Source organism: Streptomyces sp. NPDC047017 (genome assembly GCF_040644175.1).
GTDB lineage: Bacteria > Actinomycetota > Actinomycetes > Streptomycetales > Streptomycetaceae > Streptomyces.
Genome location: NZ_JBEYVW010000027.1, coordinates 61115 through 87801, shown reverse-complemented (window position 1 = coordinate 87801; position 26687 = coordinate 61115). Strand labels below are relative to the sequence as shown.

Annotated in this window: 15 protein-coding genes, 1 tRNA gene and 1 riboswitch; of the genes, 7 read left to right on the top strand and 9 right to left on the bottom strand. The window is 75.3% G+C overall.

Annotated features, from left to right (window positions below):
* Positions 1-464 precede the first annotated feature (464 nt).
* On the bottom strand, positions 465-1016 hold the full coding sequence (locus tag ABZ858_RS33935; RefSeq protein WP_361387628.1) for a MarR family transcriptional regulator: 552 nt from the start codon (positions 1014-1016) through the stop codon (positions 465-467).
* Positions 1017-1150: 134 nt separating this feature from the next.
* On the opposite strand from ABZ858_RS33935, the gene ABZ858_RS33930 reads away from it, so the two are divergent.
* The gene (locus ABZ858_RS33930) at positions 1151-2419 is read left to right on the top strand and encodes an MFS transporter (RefSeq protein WP_361387652.1); all 1269 of its coding nucleotides are present in this window, start codon (positions 1151-1153) and stop codon (positions 2417-2419) included.
* A gap of 57 nt (positions 2420-2476) precedes the next feature.
* Here ABZ858_RS33930 and ABZ858_RS33925 read toward each other — a convergent pair whose 3' ends face one another.
* Both ABZ858_RS33925 and ABZ858_RS33920 read right to left on the bottom strand, forming a co-directional pair.
* Positions 2477-4183, bottom strand: a complete 1707-nt coding sequence (locus ABZ858_RS33925; protein WP_361387625.1) for a SpoIIE family protein phosphatase — start codon at positions 4181-4183, stop codon at positions 2477-2479.
* Between the two features lie 238 nt (positions 4184-4421).
* Positions 4422-5795 (bottom strand): NAD(P)/FAD-dependent oxidoreductase, encoded by a 1374-nt coding sequence (locus ABZ858_RS33920; protein WP_361387622.1) that lies wholly within the window; start codon positions 5793-5795, stop codon positions 4422-4424.
* Positions 5796-6187: 392 nt separating this feature from the next.
* Between ABZ858_RS33920 and ABZ858_RS33915 the strand changes: the two genes are divergently transcribed.
* Positions 6188-6979 (top strand): helix-turn-helix domain-containing protein, encoded by a 792-nt coding sequence (locus ABZ858_RS33915; RefSeq protein ID WP_361387619.1) that lies wholly within the window; start codon positions 6188-6190, stop codon positions 6977-6979.
* 188 nt (positions 6980-7167) lie between these two features.
* Positions 7168-9273, top strand: a complete 2106-nt coding sequence (locus tag ABZ858_RS33910) for a sigma-70 family RNA polymerase sigma factor (RefSeq protein ID WP_361387616.1) — start codon at positions 7168-7170, stop codon at positions 9271-9273.
* Here the strand turns inward: ABZ858_RS33910 and ABZ858_RS33905 are convergent.
* On the bottom strand, positions 9212-12652 hold the full coding sequence (locus ABZ858_RS33905; RefSeq protein ID WP_361387613.1) for a BTAD domain-containing putative transcriptional regulator: 3441 nt from the start codon (positions 12650-12652) through the stop codon (positions 9212-9214). The genes ABZ858_RS33910 and ABZ858_RS33905 overlap by 62 nt on opposite strands.
* A gap of 949 nt (positions 12653-13601) precedes the next feature.
* Positions 13602-15680, bottom strand: a complete 2079-nt coding sequence (locus ABZ858_RS33900) for an asparagine synthase-related protein (protein WP_361387610.1) — start codon at positions 15678-15680, stop codon at positions 13602-13604.
* Positions 15681-16373: 693 nt separating this feature from the next.
* On the opposite strand from ABZ858_RS33900, the gene ABZ858_RS33895 reads away from it, so the two are divergent.
* From ABZ858_RS33895 to ABZ858_RS33880, 4 genes are all read left to right on the top strand, one after another.
* Entirely contained in the window at positions 16374-17798 is a 1425-nt protein-coding gene (locus tag ABZ858_RS33895; protein WP_361387607.1) for an MFS transporter, read from the top strand.
* Between the two features lie 852 nt (positions 17799-18650).
* Complete coding sequence (lhgO, locus tag ABZ858_RS33890) at positions 18651-19871, top strand: L-2-hydroxyglutarate oxidase (RefSeq protein WP_361387604.1); 1221 nt, start codon at positions 18651-18653, stop codon at positions 19869-19871.
* Positions 19872-19980: 109 nt separating this feature from the next.
* Complete coding sequence (trmB, locus tag ABZ858_RS33885) at positions 19981-20880, top strand: tRNA (guanosine(46)-N7)-methyltransferase TrmB (protein WP_361387649.1); 900 nt, start codon at positions 19981-19983, stop codon at positions 20878-20880.
* A gap of 47 nt (positions 20881-20927) precedes the next feature.
* Positions 20928-22340 (top strand): PrsW family intramembrane metalloprotease, encoded by a 1413-nt coding sequence (locus tag ABZ858_RS33880; protein ID WP_361387601.1) that lies wholly within the window; start codon positions 20928-20930, stop codon positions 22338-22340.
* Between the two features lie 100 nt (positions 22341-22440).
* Here ABZ858_RS33880 and ABZ858_RS33875 read toward each other — a convergent pair whose 3' ends face one another.
* From ABZ858_RS33875 to ABZ858_RS33860, 4 genes are all read right to left on the bottom strand, one after another.
* Positions 22441-23385, bottom strand: a complete 945-nt coding sequence (locus tag ABZ858_RS33875) for an aldo/keto reductase (protein WP_361387598.1) — start codon at positions 23383-23385, stop codon at positions 22441-22443.
* Between the two features lie 142 nt (positions 23386-23527).
* Positions 23528-24565, bottom strand: coding sequence for a M23 family metallopeptidase (locus ABZ858_RS33870; protein WP_361387595.1), 1038 nt, complete (start codon positions 24563-24565; stop codon positions 23528-23530).
* A gap of 11 nt (positions 24566-24576) precedes the next feature.
* Positions 24577-24734: riboswitch (cyclic di-AMP (ydaO/yuaA leader) on the bottom strand.
* 336 nt (positions 24735-25070) lie between these two features.
* Positions 25071-25144 (bottom strand) — tRNA-Met (locus ABZ858_RS33865).
* 58 nt (positions 25145-25202) lie between these two features.
* A complete protein-coding gene (locus ABZ858_RS33860) occupies positions 25203-26540 on the bottom strand; it encodes a dihydrofolate reductase family protein (protein WP_361387592.1) in 1338 nt (445 codons plus the stop codon).
* Between the last annotated feature and the right edge of the window lie 147 nt (positions 26541-26687).

Here is a 26687-nt window from a genome sequence, read left to right as displayed (position 1 = left end):
CCTTTGTACTCACCCTCTCGGGCTTTCCTCCGGGCGCTTCCCTTCGATCTTGCGTTTCCGACTCTATCAGACCGTTTTCCGATCCGATTTCCTCGGTGCTTTCCAGGTTCCCGCTTCCGCGTTTCCCTTTCCGGCGGTTCCGACTCTATCAGATCTTTTCTCGACCTGATCCCCGGTCAGCGGGGTCTGTCTTCCCGGCTGTTGGGCCGTTCCGACGTCTCAAACCTTAGCGGATTCTCTCGGCGATTCCCAATCGGGCCCTTGGCAGATCCGGTCGGGGTCGACGAGTCCCATTCGAATTGCATTCGGGCACGCCGAATACAGACCCGGGTGGGAGATCGTGCTGATGGTTTGTTGCCGCAGTTGCGGCGGAGTGTCGTCGCGGAACCGTCATGGCCCCGTGGCAACCCGAAGAACTTTACGGATCTGTCCGAGAGGTGTCAAGGCCCCCCTGTCAAGATCTTTTAGTCGAGGTCGCTGAGCCGGCCGCCGGCGTCCGGCTGCGCGTGCTCCACCCGGCGCAGGAGCCTGGTCAGCACCTCACCGAGCACCGCGCGCTCCGCCTGGGTGAGGTCCTGGAGGAGGTCCCCCTCGAAGACGGTGGCCAGGCGCATGGCCTCCATCCACTTCTCCCGCCCCTCCGGGGTCAGCTCCACGATGACGCGGACCCGGTTGGACTCGTCGCGCTCCCGGGTGACCAGGCCCTCGCCGACCATGCGGTCGATGCGGTGGGTCATCGCGGCGGGGGTGAGGCCGAGGCGCTTGGCGAGATCGCTGGGGCCCAGGCGATAGGGGGCGCCGGAGAGGACGAGGGCCTTGAGGACCTCCCACTCGGCGTTGCTGATGCCCAGTTCCGAGGTCTGCCGGCCGTAGGCGACGTTCATCCGGCGGTTCAGGCGGGACAGCGCCGAGACGATCTTCTCGACCTGGGGGTCGAGGTCCTGGAACTCGCGCTGGTAGGCGGCGATCTGCTCTTCGAGTGCCGGCTCGCCGCCGATGCCGTGCGTATCGCCCATGGCGGCAGTATCGCACGGCACCGCTTGGCATTGAAGTCCTTCCAGGTGTAGTCTTTAGCTTCGAACTTTAGCTTCGAAGTCTTCACTCCTAACTAATGAGAGAGGTGAACGTGACCAGGGCGATGGGCGCGGCGATGCGCCGGATCCACGTGGGCAACGCACTCAGCGCGTTCGGGCTCGGCTTCACCGTCCCCTACCTGTACGTCTATGTGGCGCAGGTGCGGGGTCTGGGAGCCATGACGGCGGGGCTCGTCCTCGCTGTCTTCGCCGTGGCCGCGCTGATCGTGCTGCCGTTCGCCGGCCGGGCGATCGTGCGCCGCGGCCCGCTGCCGGTGCTGCTCACCGCCCTGGTCCTGGCCGCGCTGGGCGCGCTGAGCCTGGGGCTGGCGGGCGGGGCGGCGGCCGTGCTGCTGTCGGCGGCGGCGCTCGGTGCCGGGCAGGCGGTGATGCAGCCGGCGCTGGCCACGATGATCGTGGACTGCTCGGCGTCGGAGACGCGCTCGCGGGCCTTCGCGATGCAGTTCTTCCTGCAGAACCTGGGGCTGGGCGTCGGTGGCCTCATCGGCGGTCACCTCGTCGACACCACGAAGGTCTCCTCCTTCACGCTGCTGTTCGCGATCGAGGCGGCGGTGTTCCTGCTGCTGGCCGTGGTGATGTCGACGGTGCGGATGCCGCACGCGCCGCGGATCGAGCAGGCCCCGGCGGGCTCGGATACGGCGAAGAGCGGCTGGCGGCAGCTGCTGGGGAACCGGGCCATGGTGCGGCTGTGCGTGCTGGGCTTCGTGCTCTTCTTCGCCTGCTACGGACAGTTCGAGTCGGGTCTGAGCGCGTACGGCGTGGAGGCGGCCGGGATATCGACGTCGGCGCTGGGCACGGCGCTGGCCGCGAACACGCTGATGATCGTGGTGGCGCAGTTCGCCGTGCTGAGGTTCGTCGAGCGGCGGCGGCGCTCGCGGGTGATCGCGGCCGTGGGCGTGATCTGGGCCGTGGCCTGGGGTGCGGCGGCGTACGCGGGGCTGGGGCACGGCAGCCAGATGATGGCGACGGCGGCGTTCGTGTCGACGTACGCGCTGTTCGGGCTGGGTGAGGCGATGCTGTCGCCGACGCTCGCGCCGCTGGTGGCCGATCTGGCGCCGGAGGGCATGGCCGGTCAGTACAACTCGGCGTTCGCCCTGGTGAAGCAGCTCGCGCTGGCGGTCGGACCGGCGGTGGGCGGTCCGCTGGCGGCCGCGCTGCCGGGGCCGTACGTGGTGACGTTCCTGCTGTTCTCGCTGGCGATCAGTGTGCTGGCGCTGCGGCTGGGGCGGGGCCTCAGCGCGGTGCAGGACCATCCGTGGGGCGCGCGCAGCCGGGTGGTGGCCCGCGGGGCCGCCGCCGCGGAGCCGGTGTCCGCGGAGGCGTGAGGACCCATGGGTCCGGGGCGGCCGTCACCTTCGGGTGGCGGCCGCTTCGTCGTACGGCTACGGCTGGACGTCGGGCAGGGTGAACTCGCACCAGACCGCCTTGCCGCCGCCCGGGGTGCGGCGGGCGCCCCAGTGGGAGGCGATGGTCGCGACGATGGCGATGCCGCGGCCGGACTCGTCGGCGGGTTCGGCGCGGCGGCGCCGGGGGAGGTGGTCGTCGCCGTCGGTGACCTCGACGATGAGGCGGCGGTCGGTGCGACGCAGGCGCAGCCGCATGGGCGGGGTGCCGTGCTGGAGGGAGTTGGCGACGAGTTCGCTGGCGGCCAGGACGCCGAGGTCGTGCAGTTCGGGCGGGAAGCGCCAGCTGGTCAGGACGCCGGAGGCGAAGGCACGCGCGCGGGGGGCCGCTTCCACGCCGCCGAGCAGTTCCAGCGCGGCGTTGCGGAAGAGTTCGCTGCTCGGGCCGGTGCGGGCGGGGTGCTGGAGGACGAGGACGGCCACGTCGTCGTCGTGGTCGGCCTGCACACCGGCGGAGCGGACCAGGCGGTCGCAGATCACCTGGGGGGTGCCGGTGGCGCCGGCCAGGGCGCGTTCCAGCGCGCTGATGCCCTCGTCCAAATCCTCGTCGCGGCGTTCGACCAGGCCGTCGGTGTAGAGGACGGCCGTGGAGCCGGGGTTGAGCGGGACCGAGCCGGAGGTGTGCAGCCAGCCGCCGGTGCCGAGCGGGGGCCCGGTGGGCTCGTCGGCGCGGATCACGGTGCCGGTCTCGTCGCGGACCAGGATCGGCAGGTGGCCGGCGGAGGCGTAAAGGAGCCGGCCCTCGTTGGGGTCGTGGACGGCGTAGACGCAGGTGGCGATCTGGTTGGCGTCGATCTCGGCGGCGAGGCCGTCGAGGAGCTGGAGGATCTCGTGCGGCGGGAGGTCCATGCGGGCGTAGGCGCGGACGGCGGTGCGCAGCTGGCCCATGACGGCCGCGGCGCGCACGCCCCGGCCCATGACGTCGCCGATGACGAGCGCGGTGCGGCCGCCGCCGAGGGTGATGACGTCGTACCAGTCGCCGCCGACGGCGGCTTCGGTGCCGCCGGGCTGGTAGGTGGCGGCGACGCGCAGGTCGTCGGGCTGGTCCAGGACCTGCGGGAGCAGGGAGCGCTGGAGGGTGACCGCGGTCTCGCGCTGGCCGCGTTCGCCGGCGCGCAGGCGTGCGGCGGCCTCGGCGTGGTCGGTGACGTCGGTGGCGAACACGAGAACGCCCGAGCCGCCGGGTCCGGCGTGGCCCTGCGGGCCGGTGGCGCGGTCGCCGCCGGTGGTGTCGGTGCCGGTGACCGGGGTGCAGGTGAAGGTGTAGGAACGGCCGTCGGGTGCCTTGCGGGACTTGAGGGTGCGGGGTCTGCCGCTGCGCAGGACCTGGTCGAGGAGCGGGAGCAGGCCCAGTTCGCGCAGTTCGGGCAGGGCGTCGCGGGCGGGGTCGCCGGGGGCGGGGGTGCCGAAGGCCGCCGTGTAGGCGTCGTTGACGTAGGCGATGCGGTGGTCGGGGCCCTGGACGAGGGCGACGAGGGCCGGGACCCGGTCGAGGACGGCGCGCGCGGGGAGGGTGTCGACGGTGGGCACGGGGGCCGCCTGGTCGGCCGCCTGGCCGGCGCGGGCGGCGGGTACGGAGCTGTCGGCGCGCCGGTCCGCGGTGGCCGCGGGTGAGGTCCGCGCCGCGGCGCGGCGCTGTGTTCCGGGGATGCCGGGGAGCCGGGCGCTCCAGCGCGTGAAGTTCACGAATCCTTGCCTCGTGTCTGTCGTCTCGGGCCGGCTCCGGGCCCGGCCGGGAGAGCGGGGCCGCGCGGCGGTGACCGCGCATTCCCGCCGCTCCGGGGGTGCGGCACAGCGGGAATGCTTCAGGGGGGACCCGGGGCGGGCGGCTGCCCGTCCCGGAGGTGGATCAGTCTGGCAGTGCGGCCGCTCCGCGCCGGTGACCGTGGGACGCCGGGGCGTTCCGCGAAGTTCCTCAGTCGGGTCAGGACGACCCTTTCGGGTCGATGTTCGGGTCCAGAGGATGCTTTCCCCCGGCCGCGAGTTCGAACTCCGCGCGGGGGTGTTCCAGTGAACCGAGGGAGACGATCTCCCGTTTGAACAGGCCCGCCAGCAGCCATTCGGCGAGCACCCGGGCCTTGCGGTTGAAGGTCGGGACGCGGCTGAGGTGGTAGGCGCGGTGCATGAACCACGCCGGGTAGCCCTTCAGCCGGCGCCCGTAGACCTGGGCGACGCCCTGGTGCAGGCCGAGCGAGGCGACCGAGCCGACGTACCGGTGGGCGTACGTCTCCAGGGGCTCGCCGCGCAGCGCGTGGGCGATGTTGTCGCCGAGGACCTTGGCCTGGCGGACCGCGTGCTGGGCGTTGGGGGCCGTGAGGGTGCCGGGCTCGGCGGTGACGTCGGGGACGGCGGCGGCGTCGCCGGCCGCCCAGGCGTGCTCGGCGCCGTCGACCCCCAGCTCGGCGGTGCACTTCAGGCGGCCGCGGTCGTCCAGGGGCAGGCCGGTGGCGGCGAGCAGGGGGTGCGGTTTGACGCCGGCGGTCCACACGACCGTACGGGTGGGGAAGCGCCGGCCGTCGCTGAGGACGGCGACGCGGTCGGCGCACGAGTCCAGGCGGGTGCGCAGCAGCACCTGGATGTTGCGGCGGCGCAGCTCGGTGACCGTGTAGCGGCCCATCTCCGCGCCGACCTCGGGCAGGATGCGGTCCGAGGCCTCGACGAGGATCCACTTCATGTCCTCGGGCCGGATGTTGTGGTAGTACCGGGCGGCGTAGCGGGCCATGTCCTCCAGTTCGCCGAGCGCCTCGACGCCCGCGTAGCCGCCGCCGACGAAGACGAAGGTGAGGGCCGCGTCGCGGATCGCCGGGTCGCGGGTGGAGGAGGCGATGTCCATCTGCTCGATGACGTGGTTGCGCAGGCCGATGGCCTCCTCGACGGTCTTGAAGCCGATGCCGTGGTCGACGAGGCCGGGGACGGGCAGGGTGCGCGAGACGGAGCCGGGCGCGAGGACGAGTTCGTCGTAGGCCAGCCGCTCGCCGGCGCCCCGCTCCTCGGTGGCGAGCGTGGTGAGGGTGGCGGTGCGGTGCGCGTGGTCGATGCCCGTCACCTCGCCGACGACGATGCGGCACCGGTCGAGGACGCGGCGCAGCGGTACGACGACGTGCCGCGGGGAGATCGCTCCGGCCGCCGCCTCGGGCAGGAACGGCTGGTACGTCATGTAGGGATCGGGGGTGACGACGGTGATCTCCACCTCGCCCCGCCCGAGTTCCTGTTTCATCCGCCGCTGCAGGCGCAGGGCCGTGTACATCCCGACGTAGCCGCCGCCGACAACGAGAATGCGCGCACGTTCCTTCACCATCCCATGACGCACCCGTGACTGTCGTTTGTCCACAGCCCCGGCGATTTGTGTGACCGGCGGGCGGCACGGCGCGCCGGCCGCCCGTTCGCCGGGGGGCGGCGAAGGCGTGCAGGTCAGTGGGGGTGGGCGGGGGTGCGGTGGGGGTGGCGATCGGGACGTATGCGGCCCGTACTCCGATCGGGGGGCGCGCTGTGCGGAACCTGCCCCTTCTGAATTGACTCCCTCTCAACTATGTTCGTGTCGACGGGGTGTAGGGGATGTGGCGAACGAGTCCGCGGATCGCAACCGGATCGCGCGGGACGGGCTCGGTCGTGCGCGTTTCCCGTTCCGCGCACCCCTGATTCAGTGGCGGGGAGTCTCCGGGGGGAGACGCCATTACCGGGGGATCGGCTATGCATATTCAGGACACTCATTGGTCCACCGCGTCCGCCGTCGCGACGGGCGGCGGGGCCATGGACCGGGCGGCGGGCGGCGGGCGCGGGGACGATCCCCGGGCGGTCCGGACCACTCCGCTGCGCGTGGACGCACAGCGCAACCTCGAACACGTCCTGCGGGCGGCGCGCGAGGTCTTCGGCGAGCTGGGGTACGGCGCGCCGATGGAGGACGTGGCGCGGCGCGCGCGGGTCGGCGTCGGCACGGTGTACCGGCGGTTCCCGAGCAAGGACGTCCTGGTGCGGCGGATAGCCGAGGAGGAGACCTCCCGGCTGACCGATCAGGCGCGGACCGCGCTGGGCCAGGAGGACGAGCCGTGGTCGGCGCTCTCGCGCTTCCTGCGCACGTCGGTGGCGTCCGGCGCCGGGCGGCTGCTGCCGCCGCACATACTGCGGGTGGGGGTCGCGGAGGACCGTGCCGAGGGCGCGGACGGGCCGGACGGGCGGCGGGTGCCGCAGCAGCGGACCCAGCCGGGCGCGGGTGAGCTGCGGCTGGTGCCCGACCCGGGCGCGGTGCTCCCGCCGGACGTGGCGGACGACGACGCCGGGGCGGCGGAGCTGCTCGACGTCGTGGGCCGGCTCGTGGAGCGGGCCCGCGCGGCGGGCGAGCTGCGGCCGGACGTGTCGGTGTCGGACGTGCTGCTGGTCATCGCGACGGCGGCGCCCTCGCTGCCGGACGCGGCCCAGCAGGCGGCCGCCTCGGCCCGGCTCCTGGACATCCTGCTGGAGGGGCTGCGCTACCGGCCGGCCTGAGCCGCGCGGGCATGCGCCCCTGCCCTCTTCACCCGTACGGGTGACGTAGGCGTCGTGCCCTGGCAGGTCCCCACTGACGAGTGGAGGATCCTTCCTGCGGAGTTCCGGCCGAGCACCAGTGTGGCAGTCTGACGCGGTGACCGGAGGGGACGGGCCGGCGGCGGGGGCTGACGCGGGGGCTGACAGCGATGGGCGTTGACGGGCGGAGCGGGGCGGCCGGGGACGGCGAGGCGGGTGGCGAGGCGGGCGCGGACGTACCGCGTCCGCCGCAGGTGCCGAGCCAGAGCGGCCCGGCGGACGTTCCGCACGACCGGGCATCGGTCGGTCCCGGGTCCCGCGCCATGGGCGGGGTGCCCGCGCAGCGCGCGGGGCGCGCCGCCGACGCGGACGGGGTGCCCCTGCCCGCGCCGGACGCGCCGCCGTCCGACGCCGAGCTGATCGAGCGGATGCGCGCGGGCGACGACACGGCGTACGAGGCGCTGTACCGGCGCCACGCCGACGCCGTACGCCGGTACGCCCGCACCTGCTGCCGGGACGCCCATACCGCGGACGACCTGACCGCCGAGGTGTTCGCCGCCATGCTCCAGGCGGTGCGCGGCGGTGCCGGGCCCCGGCACGCCGTGCGCGCCTACCTGCTCACCAGCGTCCGCCGGGTCGCCGCGCGCTGGACGCGGACCGCCCGGCGCGAGCAACTGGTCGACGACTTCGCGGTGTTCGCCGCGCAGGCGGCCCGGGACTCGGAGGCGGCCGGGGACACCGCGTCCGGCGGCTCCTTCGGGGCGGGCCTGGAGCTGGGCGCGGACGTGCGGGCGATGCACGAGGCCGAGCAGTCCCTGGCCATGCGGGCCTTCCGCTCGCTGCCCGAGCGGTGGCAGGCCGTGCTGTGGCACACCGAGGTCGAGGACGAGTCGCCCAGCGAGGTCGCCACGCTCTTCGGGCTGGACGCCAACGGCACCCGCGTCCTGGCCAGCCGGGCCCGCGAGGGCCTCAAGCAGGCCTATCTCCAGGCCCATGTGAGCGCGGCCCTGACCGGCGACGAGGAGTGCGCCCGCTACGCCGACCAGCTCGGCGGCTACGCCCGCCGCAAGCTGCGCACCCGCGCCGAACGGGGCCTGCGCAAGCACCTGGACGAGTGCGCCAGGTGCCGGCTGGCGGCGCTCCAGATCGAAGAGGTCGCGGGCGGCATCCCGGCGGTGGTGCCGGTCGCCGTCCTCGGCTGGATCGGCGCCGCCGGGTACGCCAAGGTGCTCGGCCTGCTCGCGGGGGGCGCGGGCGCGGCCGGAGCGGCGGGCGCCGCCGGGGCGGGGGCGGCGGGCGCGGGCTCCACGGCCAGTGCGGCCGGCGGGGCGGGGGCGGCGGGCGCGGGCTCCACGGCCAGTGCGGCCGGCGGGGCGGGGGCGGCGGGCGCGGGCGGGTCCTCCGGGGGTTCGGCCGGTGGGGGCGCGGCGGCGTCCGAGGGGCTGGGCGCGCCGGTGAAGGCCGGTATCGCCGCCGGTGTCGTCGCCGTGGCCGCCGCGGCGGCGGTGGCCTTCGCGCTGGCCGGCCACGACGGACCGCCGCCGGCCGACGACGCGGCCCCGCCCCCGGCGCCGGCCGTCACGCCGCGGCCGTCGAAGCCCGCCCCGCCGAAGCCGGCGCCCAAGCCCCGGCCCGAGCCGCCGGTGCGTCCCGCCGCGGTACGGCCGTCCCCGGCCCCGGCCCACAAGCCCTCGCCCACGCCTTCGCCGACGACGCCCCGGCCGAAGCACACCCCGAAGCCGAGACCGACGCCGTCACCCACCCCCACACCGACGCCCACTCCGGCACCCGCTCCAGCCGTCTACGAGTGGAGCGAGCTGCGGTACGACGTCACCGGGGACGGCACCGGGCCGGAGATGCGGCTCGGCGGGAGCGGCTGGGTGTGGCAGCGGGACGGCCTGTCGATCGCGGACAAACGCTACGCCCGCGGGGTGAGTGTCCACGGACAGTCCTCGGCCACCATCGACCTCAACCGGACCTGCTCCGCCTACGACGCGTGGGCCGGCATCGACGACCTGGCGAGCGGGCTGGGCAAGGTCACCTTCTCCGTGTACGCGGACGGTGCCCGGCTGTGGAGTTCCGGCTCGGTCACCGGGGGCGATCCGGCCGTGCCCGTCCATGTGAGCCTGGTCGGGCGCCGGACCGTGACCCTGGTCGTCGAGCCGCGCAGCGCCTTCGACGCGGTGACGCTCGCGGACTGGGCGGAGTCGCGGTTCACCTGCGCGGCGGACCGCCGGGACACTCGGGAGCGGGGTGGGTCCGAGCGGTCCCGGTGAGTCCGGTGAGGATGTCGTCCATGGTGAGGGCGGCGCCCCGGGCCTGCTCGGCGGTGTGAGCGGCGGCGGTCAGGGTGGTGCGGGCGGCGGCCGTGATGCGTTCGGCTGCCGCGCGTTCGGGCAGCGGGCGGGGGTGGCCGTCGCGCCAGTGGTCGGCGGCGGCGAGCAGCCGGACCGCCTGCGGCAGCTCACCGAGGCGGGCCACCAGATCGGCCGCCATGTCCACGAGCCCGGCCGTCACTACCTCCGAGCACTGCTGCTCGACGGCCACGCGCAACGCGCCGGCCACCAGCGGCAGCCCGTGCTCCGCACCCGACTCGGCGGCTGTGACGAGGGCGTCCATGCCGCGCAGCATCGCCTCGAACTGCGGTGGCGGAGTGCCCCCTTGCGCATCGGCCCGGGCCGCCCGCCAGCGGGCGCGCGCGGCGGGGACCTCGCCGTCGTCCAGCGCGATCTGTGCTCTGAGCAAGTGGACGTACGCGCGTGAGTCCATCACCCCGCACCGCTCGGCCGCCGCGCTCGCCTCGTCCAGCGCGGCCAGGGCGGCGGCCCGGTCGCCGGACCGGTAGGCGATCTCACCGAGGCGGGCCAGCAGGAACGGCGTCTCGGCGTGCGCGCCCACCTCGTGGGCGAGCCGCAGCGCCTCGTCGTACTCGCCGCGCGCCTCGTCGAACCGGCCGCGTGCCATGGCCGTCTCCCCCGCCGCGCTGCACACCTGGGCGCGCATCCAGCGGTCCCCGATCCGGCGGCTGAGGACCCGCAGCTCCGCCAGGTCGTCGTCGACGCCGCGCAGGTTGCCCGGTGAGTCGACGACGAGGTGCGTGCGGAACATCAGGGTGACGCCGGTCTCCCAGTCCCCGCCGTACCGGCGGCAGTTGGCGACGGCGGCGTCCATCGCGGCGTGGATGTCCGGCTGGCCGCTCGCCAGGTAGCCGGTGAGCGGCCAGATGAGGCCGGGCATCCGGGCCGCGCGCGGGCCGCCGTTCTCGAAGGCGGCCCGGACCCGGGCGACGTAACGCGTGAACCGCTCGTCGTGCACGAGGTCCGGCTGCTCGGCCTCGTAGGTCAGGAACAGGTGCAGCATCCGCAGGTCCATGCGCAGGGCGTGCCGCGGGTGGCGGTCGTGCTCCTGCCCCTCCGGGGCGTCGAGGACGGCGTCCATCAGGTCGGCGGCGCCCTCGGCGGGGGCGCTGTCGGTGGGGACGCTGCCGGTCGGGGCGCTGTCGCTGGGGGGTGCCTGGGCGTCCAGGGCGAGGCCCAGGCGCAGGGCGCGCTGGAGCCATTCGGCGGCCTCGCGCCGGTAGTTGCGCAGCCACCAGAACCAGCCCATGGCGAGGCACACCTCGCCCGCGCTCTGCTCGTCGCCGGCCGCGAGGGCGCGGTCGAGGGCGGCGCGGATGTTGTCCAGCTCGGTCTCCAGCCGGGCGATCCAGGGCAGTTGGGCCGCCGACCGGAGCAGGGGCTCGGCCTCCTCGGCGAGCGCGTGCACCCAGGCGAGGTGCCGGTGCTGGGCGGCGGCGCGCAGCCCGGGGGTTTCGGCGGCGCGCTCGACGGCGTACTCGTGGATGGTCTCCAGCAGGCGGTAGCGCATCCCGCCGTCGCCGTCCGGGGTCGCGACGATCAGGGACTTGTCGACGAGCGCCCCGATCAGCTCGGCGGCGGGTCCGGTGCACACGGCCTCGGCGGCGGCCAGGTCCCAGCCGCCGGCGAAGACGGACACCTCGCGCAGCACCGTACGCTCCCGCTCGTCGAGCAGGTCCCAGGACCAGTCGACGACGGCGCGCAGGGTCTGCTGGCGGGGCAGGACCGTACGGCTGCCCGCGGTGAGCAGGCGGAAGCGGTCGTCGAGGCGGTCGGCGATCTGGCGGGGCGTGAGCAGCCGCAGCCGGGCGGCGGCCAGCTCGATGGCCAGGGGCAGGCCGTCCAGACGCCGGCAGATCTCCGCGACGGCCTCCGCACCGCCGGGCGCGTCGGCGGCGCCGGGCCGGACCGCGGCGGCCCGCTCGGCGAAGAGGCGGTGCGCCTGGGCGGGGCGCAGCGGCTCGACCGGGCGCACCAGCTCGCCGGGCACGCCCAGGGGCTCCCGGCTGGTGGCGAGGACCGTGAGTCCGGGGCAGTGGGTGAGCAGGGTCTCGGCGAGGTGGGCGGTGGCGCCGATGACATGTTCGCAGTTGTCAAGGATCAGCAGTTCGCCGCGCGCGGCGCAGTACTCGACGAGCAGGGCCACCGGATCGTCGTGCGGGCTCGTCAGGTCGTTGGTCATCAGCACGGTCTCCCGCAGACCGAGCGCGCTGACCACCGCGCCCGGCACCGCCTCCGGGCGGTCGAGCGGCGCCAGCTCGACCAGCCACGCCTGCGGGAGCCCGGCGGCGGCTTCCTCGGCGAGGCGGGTCTTGCCGGAGCCGCCCGGTCCGGTGAGCGTGACGAGGCGGGCCCTGTACAGATCGGAACGGATGGCGGCGAGTTCGGGTTCCCGGCCCACGAAAGAGGTAAGGCGCGGACGGATGTTGCCGGTGCGGGCGGAGGGGCGGGGCACGGGGTGAGCGGTGCCGGGGGGCGTGGGTGACGGGGCCTCGGCGGGGGCCATGAGTGAGGCCGGGGCTGTGGGTGGGGCGGGGACTGTGGGTGCGGCCGGGGCCGTGGGTGGTCCGGCGGGTTCGGTGGGCGGGGCGAGCAGTTCCGCGTGCAGGGCGCGCAGGCGCGGGCCGGGGTCGGTGCCCAGGCCGTCGGCGAGGGCGCGGCGGACCCGCTCGTAGGCGGCGAGGGCGTCCGCGCCTCGGCCGGTGTCGCGCAGGGCGCGGAGGAGCAGGGCGTGCAGCGGCTCGTCGTAGGGGTGGGCGACGGTCAGTTCGGTCAGCTCGGGTATGACGTCGAGGGCGCGGCCCTGCCGCAGTCGCGCGTCGGCGCGGACCCGGACGGCCTCCAGACGCAGGGCCTCGGGCCGGGCGGCGGCCGTGCGGTCGGGCAGGTCGGCCAGGGCGGGGCCGCGCCACAGGGCGAGGGCCTCGTCCAGGGCGTGGGCCGCGCCGGCCGCGTCGCCGTGGGCGAGGGCCGCGTTCCCGTCGTGCACGAGCTGTTCGAACGCGAAGAGGTCGACGTCCTTGCGGTCCGCGGCCAGCCGGTATCCGCCGGTGTCCGACCGGACCGCGTCCTTGCCCAGCGCGCGGCGCAGGCGGCCCACCAGGGCCTGGAGGGCAGCCGGGGCGTCCTGGGGCGGGGCGTCGCCCCACACCTCGTCGATCAGCGTGCCGGGAGCGGCGGCCCGGCCGGGACGCAGGGCGAGGGCGGTGAGCAGGGCTCGGACTCGGGGGCCGCCGACGGGTACGGCAATGCCCTGGTCGTCCTTCGCCTGGGTGACGCCCAGGATTCTGTACTGCACCGGCTCATTGTCCCCGGGGCCGGAAGACGAGGCACGGGGTTTGTCGGCGGGTCCCTGCCGAGAGGGGGCCGGGGCGCCTGACGGGGGGGGTGCGTGGGGGTGGGGCGCGGGAGGGTCGCGGGCGGAGAGACGGTCGGCGTCCCCGGCGCCGCGCCGCGCCGCGCACGGGCGTGCGGACGTGCGGGCATGCGGACGTGCGGGCATGCGGGCGTGCGGACGTGCGGGCATGCGGACGTGCGGGCATGCGGGCATGCGGGCATGCGGGCATGCGGACGCGGGTGGTCGGGCGGGGCGGGGCCTGGCTGGTCGGTCGGCTGGCGGCTGGCGGCTGGCCCACCGCGCCACGGCCCGCATTCGCGCGTGCGCGCGGGGCGAGCGGGAGCTTCCCCTTGGTCGCGTGCGGGGTGTAGACATTCGCGCGTGCGCGCGGGGCGAGTGGGCGGGGCCTGGCTGTCGGCTCGTCCGCCGCGCCACGGCCACAGCCGCCACAGCCGCGCGTGCGCGCGTGGCGGGCGCAGCTCGCGCAGGGGCGTGGGGTGGTACAGGTCACAGCCGCGCGTGCGCGCGTGGCGGGCGCCTGCGCGGAGCGGTCGGGGCGGGGCGGGGCGGGGCGGGGCGGGGCGGGGCCTGAATCTCGTCTGTCGGCTGATCCGCCGCGTCACGGCCACAGGCGCGCGTGCGCGCCCGGAGGACGCGCACGGGGCAGCCGATCGGGCCGGCTTTCCAGATCCTCCGGCAGCGTCACAACCGTGCCCGCGTGCGTCGCGGTCGCAGACCGTCGCAGGGCCGCACCGGCTGCCGAGCCGCGCGTCCAGCCGCGTACCGTCGCATCCAGCCGCCTACCGTCGCCTGCCGTCGCAGGAAGGCCGCCGACTTCACGCGCGCCCCCGCAAGCCCTCCCGCACTCCGTGCACCCTCGCGACCCCGCGCACCCGCGCGCCCCTCCCCCTCACGCCCCGGAAGCCAGCGCCCCCCTCTGCGGGGCGATGCCCCCCGGTACCGCGCGCGCCCGTGCCGGGGTGCCTGTCCAGCAGGTGCCGCGGCGGGCCAGCAGGCGGCGCAGCCACAGTTCCAGGGCGACGAGGTCGGCCAGGCCGTCCAGGGGCAGGGGCTCGCCCTGGGCCGCCGCGCGCAGCGCCTTGCGGACCACGCGTGCCTCCACGAGGCCGGCCTCCGCGAGCAGCGGGGTCGCGAACAGGGTCATCAGGTCGTCGACGGCCACCCGCAGTCCCGCGCGCGCGGCGTCCGCCGCCGGGGCGTGCGAGGGCGCTCCCCAGCCGGACGGCAGCTCGCCCACTCCGGCGCCCTCCAGGACCGTACGCAGGATGGCGGCGCGCGCCCCGGGCTGGACGCGCAGGGCCTCCGGCAGGGCGCGGCAGGCCCGGACGACCTGGTTGTCGAGGAAGGGCGTGTGCAGGCGCTGGGAGCGGATCTCCGCGGCCTGCTCCAGGACCCGTACGTCCGCGGCGTGCCGCGTCAGGGCGGCACGCGCGCGATAGTCGCCCGGCCGCTGGCCCGGACCGATCGCCGGGCGGCCGGTCGCGCCCTGGAGGCGAACCGATACTTCGGCCAGGGCCTCGCCGGTCAGCCAGCGGGCCGCCGGGCCGGGTCTGGCCCAGGTGAGCGCGGCCAGCGAGGCCCCCACGGCGCCGCCGGGCTCGTCGAAGCGGCGGCGCAGCAGCCGGTCGGCGAGTTCCTCCAGGCCCGCGCGGTAGGGCGTACGGGCGAGCCGCCGGGCCGCGCTGTACACGCGCGCGGGGACCATCACGGACCCGTCGGCCTTGGCGAGCGCGGCGACGGGCCGGACCAGATGGCGGCGCTTGCGGTCCATCAGGAGGTCGGCCAGGCGGGCCGGGTGGGCGTCCAGGACCTGCCGGGCGCCGTAGCCGGTGAAGTGGTCGGCGCTGCCCGAGACGAGGCGGGCCCGGTGGCGGGCCGCGGTCACCAGCGACGGGCCGGGCTCGTCGGTCAGCGGGCCGTCCAGGTCGGCGTACGGCAGGACGTCCTCGCGGCCGGTCACCACCACGTGGTGCAGCCGGGGGTTGGCCGCGAGTGCCCCGGCGCGTTCCAGTTCGGCCTCGCGGCCGCCGACCGCCAGGTCGTTGAAGGTGACGGCGAGCAGGCGTTCGCCCGCGCCGGTGCCGTGGCCCAGCAGGGTGCCGGGGTTGCCGGGCAGGCCCGCCGCGAGCAGGGCGAGCGTGCCCGAGGCCGGCCCGCCGGACAGGTCCGCCCCGATCCCGGGCACCGGCATGCCGCGCGCCGCCCGGCGTTCGGCGGGGCCCATGCCGGGCACCGGGCCGGGATCGATGTCGGGCACGTGCCGAGGCGCGGAGAGGCGGGCGCGGACGGCCTCGACCAGGGCGTCCCGGACCGCGCCGACCGCGCTGTCGGGGTCCGCCGGGGGCGCGGCCACGGCGAGCGAGGCGACCGGGTCGTACCCGGCGACCTCACGTGCTCCGGCGCGCAGGATCAGCGCGTGCCCCGGCGGAATGCGCCGTACGCCGTCGTACGGGGTGGAGTCGTCCAGCGCGGCCGGTACGTCCGGGGCGGCGAGCAGGGCGGCGAGGTGCCCGAAGTCGAGGTTGGCCTCGACGAGGTCGGCCAGCGGCAGCGCGGCCGTCGCGTACGCCGTGCCGCCCGCCCAGGGGGTGTGGAACACCGGGCGGGCGCCCGCGAGATCGCCGCAGACGGTGATGCGGCGGCCCACCCGGACGACCGCCGTGTAGCTGCCGGGCCAGGCGGTCAGGTGCCGCAGTGCGCCCCCGCGCGCGGCGAGCAGGCCGACCCGCAGCTGTTCGTCGGAGGCGCCGCAGGTGCCGAGCACCGCGATGCTCGTCTGCGGGTCGGCGCGCACCAGCCGCACCTCGTCCGGACGCCAGTCGCCCACCGCCCACAGCGGGTCGGGATCGCCCCACAGCGGCTGCGCGCCGACCGGTTGCACGGTCTCGCCGTCGTAGCCGGTGGCGCCCGCGGAGCCGATCGTTCCGTCGCCCGCGGCGGTGCTGCTCCACCCCACCAACCACCGCATCGACGCCTCCACCGACTGGGGACAACCAGTGCACCGCACGCACCGGGTCACCATGCTGCCACGAAGGCGGCGCGCCGGAGGGGAGGCGGTGCCGCCTTCGGCCCGCCGCACGCGCCCTCGCGCTCCGGGCGGCGAGATGGCGAACGCCCGTACCGGGCAGGGCCGCTGCGACCTGAATGCGCCCCCGGATGCGCTCCTCGCGATACCCTGTGCGCCGTCAACTGCCGTGGTGAGGGCCGTAATCGGTGGCGGGAAGCAGGATCGATTTTCGGCCGAATCGGCCTGCGGGCGCCAGACGGACACCCATTTCGCGCACGCTCCGTACATGCTCTGCGCAGTGCGTGGGCAACGCGTAGTCCGGGAGGCGGAGTTCACCTCCCGGACCGGTCCGCCGCCCGCGGGGATGAAGGCGGCGGTGTCCCCCAGCCCACTGGATCCAGTACAGCGGGCCGACCCACGCAGGACCATGGAACCGCTCCCGGGGTGGCCGGAGAAGAGCGCACGGGCGGGCGCACGGCCACACGTCAGGAGCACGTCGCCACGGTGCGTGCAGGGGCCGTACTCCCGTGCGGGCCACAATCCCGCCAACCGGAAGAATGCCCCTTAACGCTTGGGATGCGGAGAACTACGCTGGGTTTACGAATGCCGCGTGGCTATGCCAGCGTGGCAGCCGTCTGTGTCGAGGGGTGGCGCATGTCCAGGGAGCAACGCGGGCCGAACGAGAAACTCGGCGCCGTTCTCGCCCTCGCGGGAATCAGCAACGCGGGGCTCGCGCGTCGCGTCAACGACCTCGGCGCCCAGCGCGGGTTGACGCTTCGCTACGACAAGACGTCCGTGGCGCGCTGGGTCTCGAAGGGGATGGTGCCGCAGGGCGCGGCGCCGCACCTCATCGCGGCCGCCATCGGCCAGAAGCTCGGCCGTCCGGTGCCGCTGCACGAGATCGGCCTGGCGGACGCGGACCCCGCGCCCGAGGTGGGCCTCGCCTTCCCCCGGGACGTCGGCCAGGCGGTGCGGTCGGCGACCGAGCTGTACCGGCTCGATCTGGCCGGCCGCCGGGCCGGCTCGGGCGGCATCTGGCAGTCGCTCGCCGGGTCGTTCGCCGTGACCGCGTACGCGACCCCTGCCTCCCGGTGGCTGATAACCCCGGCCGACAGCTCGGTGGCGCGCGAGGCGGCGGGGGCGGAGGGCTCGGGCGCACCGGCGAAAGTCGGCCACAGCGATGTGCAGAAGCTGCGGGAGGCCGCCGAGGACGCCCGGCGCTGGGACTCCAAGTACGGCGGCGGCGACTGGCGTTCCTCGATGGTGCCCGAGTGCTTACGCGTGGAGGCGGCGCCGCTGCTGCTCGGCTGCTACTCCGACGAGGTGGGCCGCGCGCTGTTCGGCGCGTCCGCCGAACTGACCCGGCTGGCGGGCTGGATGGCGTTCGACACCGGCCAGCAGGAGGCCGCCCAGCGGTACTACATCCAGGCGCTGCGCCTGGCCCGCGCGGCGGCCGACGTGCCGCTGGGGGGGTACGTCCTGGCGTCGATGTCCCTCCAGGCGGTCTACCGCGGTTTCGGCGACGAGGGCGTCGACCTCGCGCAGGCCGCCCTGGAACGCAACCGCGGCCTGGCCACCGCCCGCACCATGAGCTTCTTCCGCCTGGTGGAGGCACGCGCCCACGCGCGCGCGGGGGACGCCCAGGCGGCGGGCGCGTCCCTGAAGGCGGCCGAGGGGTGGCTCGAGCGGTCCCGGGAGGGCGACAACGACCCGACCTGGCTCGGCTTCTACGGCTACGACCGGTTCGCCGCCGACGCCGCCGAGTGCTACCGCGACCTGAAGGCACCCCGCCAGGTCCGCCGCTTCACCGAGCAGGCGCTGTCGAAGCCGACGGAGGAGTTCGTGCGCTCGCACGGCCTCCGGCTCGTCGTCTCCGCCGTCGCCGAACTGGAGTCGGGCAACCTGGACGCGGCCTGCGAGCAGGGCGTACGCGCGGTGGAGGTCGCCGGCCGCATCTCCTCCGCCCGCACCACCGAGTACGTCAGGGACCTCCTGCACCGCCTGGAGCCCTACGGCGACGAGCCACGCGTGGTCGAGCTGCGGGAGCGGGCGCGGCCGTTGCTGATGAATTCGGCCTGAGCGGGGCGGGGGCGGGCGCTCGGCCCGGTTCGGGGGCGCGCGAGGCGGTTCCTGGGGGCGGGCCCAGTTCGCGGGGGCGGGGCTGGCCGCACGGCGCGGGCCGGGGTCGCGCGGGCCGGGGCGGGGCCGGGTCCGCGATCTGGGACGGGTGCGAGATCCGGGACGGGTCCGGCGGGCGCCAGGCCGGGACACGGCCGTCTGCCGAGGTCGGGCGCGGGATCGCCACGTGGCCGGGCCGCATCCTGGGCCGCCGACCGGGCCAGGGCCGGGGGCGGGGGCGGAGCCAGGACCGGGGGCCGGAGCCAGGACCGAGGCCAGGCGCCAGGACCGGAACCGGGGGCGCAGCCGGAACCGGGGGCGCAGCCGGAGCCGGGGGCGCAGCCGGAGCCGGGGGCGGCGCCGGGGCTTGGACCGGCTCCGGCTCCGCCCCAGCCCGGGGCACCGCCGCACGGTCCAGGCCGGCCCCCGGTCCGCCGGATGCCGAGTCGGGGCGCGGCCGTCCGTCCAGGCCGACGCCGGTCCGCCGTCCGGGCCGAGGCCGGTCCGCCGCGCAGCCGCGCCGCCTCCGGGTCCGCCGCGCAGGCCGGCCAGGCGCAGGCCGGGCCGGGAGACGAGCACGGGCCGGCCGTGCTCGTCGCCGGGGCACGGCCACGCGATCCGGGACGAGTCCGGGTCCACTGGGCGCCGGGGCGGGGCGCGTCCGTCCAGGCCGGGGCGCAGCGGCCCGCTCGGCCGGGGGGCGTCGCCCGAGGGCGGTCGGGCCGTGCAGGCCGGGGCGTCCGGCCCCGGTCGGCCTCCGTTTCCTGGTTTGAAGGCATTGTCAGTGGCGCAGTGCACTATCGGTAGCGGGAGGTGGAGCAGGTGCGGAAGATCGCATACGACTGCGATGCGCTGGTGATCGGCGGCGGCATCGTCGGTCTGTCGACGGCGTACGCGATCACCCGTGCCGCGCCGGGCACCCGCGTGACCGTGCTGGAGAAGGAGCCGGGCCCGGCCCGCCACCAGACGGGACGCAACAGCGGGGTGATCCACAGCGGGATCTACTACCGCCCCGGCTCGCTCAAGGCGCGGTACGCGGTCCGGGGCGCCGCCGAGATGGTGAAGTTCTGCGCGGAGTACGGCATCGCGCACGCCGTCACCGGGAAGCTGATCGTCGCCACCCACCGCGAGGAGCTGCCCCGGCTGCACGCCCTGGTGCAGCGCGGCCGGGAGAACGGCATACCGGTGCGCGAGCTGGGCGCCGCCCAGATCGCGGAGTACGAGCCGGAGGTGCGCGGCCTGGCCGCGATCCACGTGGGCACGACGGGGATCTGCGACTACACGGCGGTGGCCCGGCACCTCGCGGACGCCTCGGGCGCGGAGATCCGCTACGGGGCCCGGGTCGTCCGGGTGGACCGGCGCCCCGGGCTTGGGGTGGCCGTCCGCACGGCACGCGGGGACGTCGTCCGCGCGCGCGTGCTGGTCAACTGCGCCGGCCTGCACTGCGACGAGATGGCGCGGCTGACCGGCGACGAGCCCGAGGTGCGGATCGTGCCGTTCCGGGGCGAGTACTACGAGCTGGCGCGCCCGGAGCTGGTGCGCGGGCTGGTGTACCCGGTGCCGGACCCGGCGTTCCCGTTCCTCGGCGTCCACCTCACGCGCGGGATCGACGGCGGGGTGCACATCGGCCCCAACGCGGTGCCGGCCCTGGCCCGGGAGGGGTACGGCTGGGGGGTCGTACGGCCCCGGGAGCTGGTGGGGACGCTGAGCTGGCCCGGCTCGTGGCGGATAGCGCGGCGGCACTGGCGCTACGGGGCCGGGGAGCTGCGCCGGTCGGTGTCGAAGGCCGCGTTCACCGAGGCGGTGCGCAGACTGCTGCCCTGCGTCCAGGAGGAGGATCTGGTGCCGTCGGCCGCGGGGGTGCGGGCGCAGGCCGTGCTCCGGGACGGGACCCTCGTGGACGACTTCCTGATCCGCGAGGGACCCCGGGCCGTGCACGTCCTCAACGCGCCGTCCCCGGCGGCGACCGCCTCCCTGCCGATCGGCCGGGAAGTGGCCCGCCGGGCACTGGCGGCACTGGCGGACGCGGAGTGAGGCCCGCAGGACCGGAGCGGAACGGGCGGAGCGGAACGGGCGGAGCGGAACGGGCGGGGCGCGGCCGTGGCCCCGTAAAATCGGTTCCACTGTGTCTGACTCCCTGAACATGCCCCCAGCCTCCGGTTCCCCGGCCACCGGTTCCCCCGCCTCCGGTTCCCCGCACACCCCCGGTGTGCCCGTTCGGGACACCCGGGCCAAGGGTGAGCCGCGGTTCCCCGACGGGCCGCGGGCCGATCCGGCCGGGTCCCACTTCGAGCGGCGGATCCGCAGTTTCCAGCCGCGGCGGAGCCGGGTGACCGCGGGGCAGGCGGACGCGCTGCAGCGGCTGTGGCCCGCCTGGGGACTGGACATCGACGGGCAGCGGGTGCTGGACCTGGCCGAGCTGTTCGGCGAGGACCGCCCGGTCGTGCTGGAGATCGGGTTCGGCATGGGCGAGGCCACCGCGCGGATGGCCGCCGCCGACCCGGACACCCACATCCTCGCCGTCGACGTGCACACCCCCGGCCAGGGCAATCTGCTGGCCCTCGCCGACCGGGGCGGACTCACCAACGTCCGGGTCGCCAACGGCGACGCGATCATCCTGCTGCGCGAGATGCTCACCCCCGACTCCCTCGACGGGCTGCGCGTCTACTTCCCCGACCCCTGGCCCAAGAAGCGGCACCACAAGCGACGGCTGATCCAGCCCGAGTTCCTGACACTGGCCGCCGCCCGGCTCCGGCCCGGCGCCCTCGTGCACTGCGCGACCGACTGGGAGCCGTACGCCGAACAGATGCTCGACGTGCTGAGCGCGCACCCGGACTTCGAGAACACGGTGGCCGACGGCGGTTACGCGCCCCGCCCCGGCTTCCGGCCGCTGACCCGTTTCGAGGGCCAGGGACTCGACAAGGGGCACGTCGTGAACGATCTCCTCTTCCGGCGCGTACGGCACGCACCGCACGTATCTCACGGCGGGGACCAGGGCGGCGCGGACCAGGGCGGCGCGGACGAGCGGCCCCGTCTCGGCTGACGAGGCCCCGTCGCGGGCGGCACCCTTCCCTCGTTAGGGTCAATGCCGTGGCCACCAGTCCCCCGTATCCGACGTATCCGAGCGGTCCCCCGCCCCGAGCAGGCGGCCGGTCGCGGCACGCGCACTGGTGGCACCGGCGCTGGGTGCGCTACGGCGCCCTCGCCGCCCTGCTCGCGCTCTCCGGGCTCGTCATCCTCGCCCTGGTCCGCCGGCAGACCGGCACCGAGGGCTTCCTGGTCGGGCTGGGCCTGGCCGTGCTGCCGGTGCCGCTGCTGGGGGCCGCGTTCCGCTGGCTGGACCGGGTGGACCCCGGCCCCTGGCGGAACATGCTGTTCGCCTTCGCCTGGGGCGCCTGCGCGGCGGCACTGATCGCGATCGTCGCCAACAGCTTCGCGACCAAGTGGATAGCGACCGCGACCGCCGACCCGGCCGGGGCGGACACCCTCGGCGCGACGGTGATAGCCCCGATCGTGGAGGAGTCCTCGAAGGCCGCCGCCGTGCTGCTGCTCTTCCTCTTCCGCAGACGCGACTTCACCGGCATCGTCGACGGCGTGGTGATCGCCGGGACGACGGCCACCGGCTTCGCCTTCACCGAGAACATCCTCTACCTCGGCACCGCCTTCGGCACCGACCAGATGACCGGCGGCCGGGGCATCGCCTCCGTCACCGCGGCGACCTTCTTCGTGCGCGTGGTCATGTCCCCGTTCGCGCATCCGCTCTTCACCGTCTGCACCGGCATCGGCTTCGGCGTCGCCGCGCTGTCCGGGGAACGCCAGCGCCTGCGCCGCTGCCTGCTGCCGCCGGCCGGGCTGCTGCTCGCGATGGGCATGCACGCCCTGTGGAACGGCTCCTCGACCTTCGGCCCGTTCGGGTTCCTCGCGGTGTACGGCGGCTTCATGGTGCCCGCCTTCGGGCTGCTGACCTGGCTGGTCGTCTGGACCCGGCAGCGCGAGCTGCGGGCGATCCGCGAGGAACTGCCCGCGTACGCCGCCGCCGGGTGGCTGGCGCCCGCCGAGCCGTTCGCCCTGGGCTCCCTGCGGGCGCGCCGGATGGCCCGCGAGCACGCCGCCCGGCACCTGGGCAAGGCGGCGGCGCGGACCGTCGCCCAGTACGAGGCGTACGCGACCTCGCTGGCGTTCCTGCGCCGCCGGGGGCGCCTGGGCCGCGCCGGGGCCGACTTCTCCGTACGGGAGCTGGAACTGCTGCACGAGCTGTGGCGCGGGCGCGAGGTGGCGCGGCCCGCCCTGGAGCACGCGGCCCGGATGACCGCCCCGCCGGTGCGGGTCGTCGCGGCGCCCTGGCCGATGTACGGCGCCTACGGACACCCGCCGCTCGGGCAGGCGGCCTACGGCCCCGGACCGGGCCCCGTGGGACCCGGTCTCGGGCCCGCGGGGCCGGTGACGCCGTACCCCGGACACCACCCGTACGGCCCACCCGCCCCCTACCGGACCCAGCCGTGACACACGGCCGGTAGCGGACAGGAGCACGCAGCGCGCCCCCCGAAGGCCAGGGGCGCACTCAAGTCCGAAAGCTCAGGCCCGAAAGCTCAAGCCCGAAAGCTCAGGCCGACGCCTCGGTCAGCGTCGCGATCTCCTGGTCCGTCAGCCGCAGGTCCGCCACGGCCAGCAGGGCCGGGAGCTGTTCCACCGTCCGGGCCGAGGCGATCGGGGCGGTGACCGTCGGCTGGGCCGCGAGCCAGGCCAGGGCGACCGTGGCCACCTCGGCGTCGTGGGCCCGGGCGACCTCGTCGAGGGCGGTGAGCACCTTCTGGCCGCGCTCGGTGCCCAAGTGCTTGGCGGCACCCTCGGCGCGGGCGCTGTCGACCGTCGTCCCGGGCCGGTACTTGCCGGTCAGGAACCCGGAGGCCAGCGCGAAGTACGGCACCGCGGACAGTCCGGTGCGCTCGGCGAGGTCCCGCAGCGCGCCCTCGTAGGTGGCGCGGGAGACGAGGTTGTAGTGCGGCTGGAGCGCCACGTACCGGGCCAGGCCCTCGCGCTCGGAGAAGTCCAGGGACGCCTTGAGGCGTTCGGCGGAGATGTTGGAGGCGGCGATGTGCCGCACCTTGCCCGCCCGCACCAGTTCGTCGAGCGTGCCGATGATCTCCTCGACCGGCACGTCCGGCTGGTCGAAGTGGGTGTAGTACAGGTCGATGTGGTCGGTGCCCAGACGCTTGAGGGAGGCGTCGGCCGCGGCCTTGATGTTGGCGGCGGACAGCCCCTGGAAGTCGGGGTGCTGGCTGACCTTGGTGGCGATGACGACCTCGGAGCGGTTGCCGCGCTCCTTGATCCACTCGCCGATGATCGTCTCGGACTCGCCGCCGTGGTTGCCCTCGATCCACGCGGAGTAGGAGTCGGCGGTGTCGACGAAGTTCCCGCCGGCGGCCGTGTACGCGTCCAGGACGGCGAAGGACTGCGCGCGGTCGGCGGTCCAGCCGAAGACGTTGCCGCCGAGGGCGAGCGGGAAGACTTCGAGGTCGGACGGGCCCAGTTTGCGTAGAGAAGTCATGCCGATATCAACGACGACGGCGGAGCGGCTCATTCCGCGCCCCGCCGGGCCCGGCGGGCAAAGCCTGCGCAAACCCACCCGGCCGGCGGGACCGCTCCCCCGCCGGGAGGCGGGTGGCCGGGAGACGTCAGGCCGGGAGACGTCAGGGTGTGAGGCCCTTGCCCCGCAGCCAGGTCATCGGGTCGGTGCCGGCGGCCTGGCCGTCCGGGTGGACCTCCAGGTGCAGGTGCGGGCCGGTGACGTTGCCGGTGGCGCCGACGCGGCCGATGACCTCGCCCGTGCCCACCTTCTGGCCGGCGCTGACGTTGAGCGACGACTGGTGGCAGAACCACAGCTCGGTGCCGTCGTCGAGGGTGAGGACCGTGCGGTAGCCGTAGGCTCCCGCCCAGCCGGCCTGGGTGACGGTGCCGCTGTGGACCGCCTTGATCAGGGTGCCGGTGGGCGCGGCGAAGTCGAGGCCGGTGTGGTGGCCCGAGGACCACATGGAGCCGGCCTGTCCGAAGGTGGACGTGAGGGTGTACGAGGAGGTCGGCAGCGTGTACTGCCTGGCCAGCTCGGCCAGCCGCGCCTCCTCGGCCTTCTGCCGGGCCGCCTCGTCCGCCTTCTGCTTCGCGGCGGCGGCCTTGGCCTCGGCCTCCTGTTTCGCCCGGGCGGCGGCCCGGTCGGCCTGCTTCGCGGCGGCGGCCTCGGCCGCGGCCTGCGCCTCGGCATCGGCATGATGCCGCTGCTGTTCGGCCTGGGCCATGATCCGGTTGCGCAGCGCCTCGCCCGCGCCGGTGGCCGCCCGTCCGGTGGCGGTGGAGGTCTCGGTGACGTCGCTGAGCGGGGTCGCGGAGCCCTGCGGGGCCTGCGGGCCGCCGGAGCCGTCGAACAGGGCACCGACGGCGGGCAGGTCGGGCAGGGAGATGGCGACCGGCGGCTTGCCGGTGTCGGCGCTGGCCATGCCGCCCGCGCCGACGGCGGCCATGACGCCGACGCCGAGGACGGTGGAGCTGCGGGCGAGCCCGCCGCCGCGCTGCTTGGCGACGCGGTGCCGGCCGCGCGCGGGGCGCAGGGAGTCCTCGGTGGGGTTCCACTCCTCCCACGGGCCCTCGTCGGTGTGCCGGTCACCGGGACCGAAGGACTCGGTGCGCTGGTTCGGCACGAACGGGGCTTCAGGGGCAGGCCGGTTGGACGCCACGCGGGCGTGCTCCTTTCCTTCCGTCTCGCCTACCGGGTTAGCTGACGGGTTCGGAGCGGGAAGGTCTCCTACGCGCGTCAACCGACCGTGCGGGCACGGTGGATGACGCCCGATTCACCCCAAATTGGTGGTTCCCCGGTTCCCTCGCGGGATTCGGCGCGCGCGCACGGAGCCGCCTCTGTGACGGCTGGGACGACCGCGCTGCGTTATCGAACGTTAATAGACCCGGGGCGCTGATTCCAAGCCGGAGGGCTTGATCATTAAACCTTTCCGGCCAGGACGTACGCCTTACCGGTGCAGAAAACGGGGCGAGTTGACGCCCCTTCCGGCCACTTCGATCCCCGTACGCGGCCCGATGAGGCAACGCTCCCACCTGACGGTATGTCATTTGTTATCAGCGATCGAGGGGAGAGGGCAGGAAGGGAGCGGGAAGGGATCGCGGCCGGGACACCGGAAAACACTCAGGGCCGGAATCCTTGATCGGATTCCGGCCCTGAGTCTTCAGTAGCGGGGACAGGATTTGAACCTGCGACCTCTGGGTTATGAGCCCAGCGAGCTACCGAGCTGCTCCACCCCGCGTCGGTGAAACCAGTGTACGTCATATCCGGGGTGGCCTGCACACACGTTTATCCGGGCCCTACATCGCGCCGGGCAGATGCCGGTTCGGCGCCTTGGCCGCCCGCTCGAACTCCGGCAGGACGACGACCTCCGCGCCCTCGTGGGCCAGCATCCCGGCCCCGTCGGCGGCCGCCACGAACGTGTCCGGCTCCCGCCAGGCCGTGACCACCCGCCGTACCCCGGCGTCCAGAATCAGCCGGGCGCACGGGCGCGGGCGGGAGGCGCGGCGGGCGCACGGTTCCAGGCTGCTGTACACCGTGGCCCCCGCCAGCCGCGGGTCCGCCGGGTCGGTCCTGGCCAGCGCCGCCTCCTCGGCGTGCACGACCGGGTCGCCGCCCTCCCGTGAGTACCCGCGGGCCAGCTCGGTGCCGTCGGCGGCGACCACCACCGCGCCCACGCTGAACGCGGTCCGCGACGGCGGACACCGCTCGGCCAGCTCGCACGCGATCCGCAGCCAGTGCCGGTCCGCGGGGACGGCGAGGGGACCGCTGCCGGGCGCGGTCGGCTCGTAGCGCATCAGGACGACGTCCCCGACGGGCCGCGTCTCCACCAGCCGCAGCCGGCCGCGCTGGTACCGCCCCGGCCCGAACAGCCGCGGCGCCCCCGGCTCCCCCACGACCAGCGGGGCGAGCGCGAGCTGCACCTCGTCGGCGAGCTGCTGCTGGAGCAGCTGGGTGTGCACGGTCCCGCCGCCCTCGACCATGAGCCGGCGCACCGCGCGTGCATCGTGCAGATGTTCGAGGAGTAGCCGCCAGTCGAGTACGGGGCCCAGCGCCACCACCGTGACGGCGGTCGGGGCGGCCGTGTCGGACGGGGCAGGTGGGGCGGTCGAGGCGGTCGGACCTGACAGACCGGTCGGGGCGGTCGGTGCGGTCGGATCGGTCGGATCGGTCGGGGCGGTCGGATCGGTCGGGGCAGTCGGATCGGTCGGGGCAGTCGGATCGGTCGGGGCGGTCGGATCGGTCGGGGCGGTCGGATCGGTCGGGGCGGTGAAGCCCCTCCGGCGCAGCCGCGCCGCGCCCTCGTCGGTCGTGTAGAGGACCTTCTCGCCCCCCGTGTGCCAGAAGGGCGCGGCCGGGTCCAGCTCGCCGGAGGCGCTGACCGCGACCTTCAGCGGGTACTCCGGGCGGCCCGCGGCGACCCGGGCCGCGCGCCGCTCGGGCGAGTTGACCAGCAGCCGCGGGTTGTCGGCGCGCAGGGTGCCGGCCCCGATCAGGAGGGCGTCCACGGACGCCCGTACCTCGTCGACCCGGTCGAAGTCGGCCCGGCCGGACAGCAGGAGGCGGTCGGGACCGGTGTCGTCCAGGCAGCCGTCGAGGGAGACGGCGGCGGACAGCAGGACGTACGGGAGGGGCATCGGGCGCACTTCTCTCTGGGCGGCGGGCGGTCTCCGGGCGGCGGAGGGGCACTCCGAGGGAGAACGCTCCGGAAAAGCGCATCCGGGGAAGAGCGCTCCGGGGAGACGGAACCGGAGTGGCCGGGCGCTCCCGCCGCTCCCTCCATC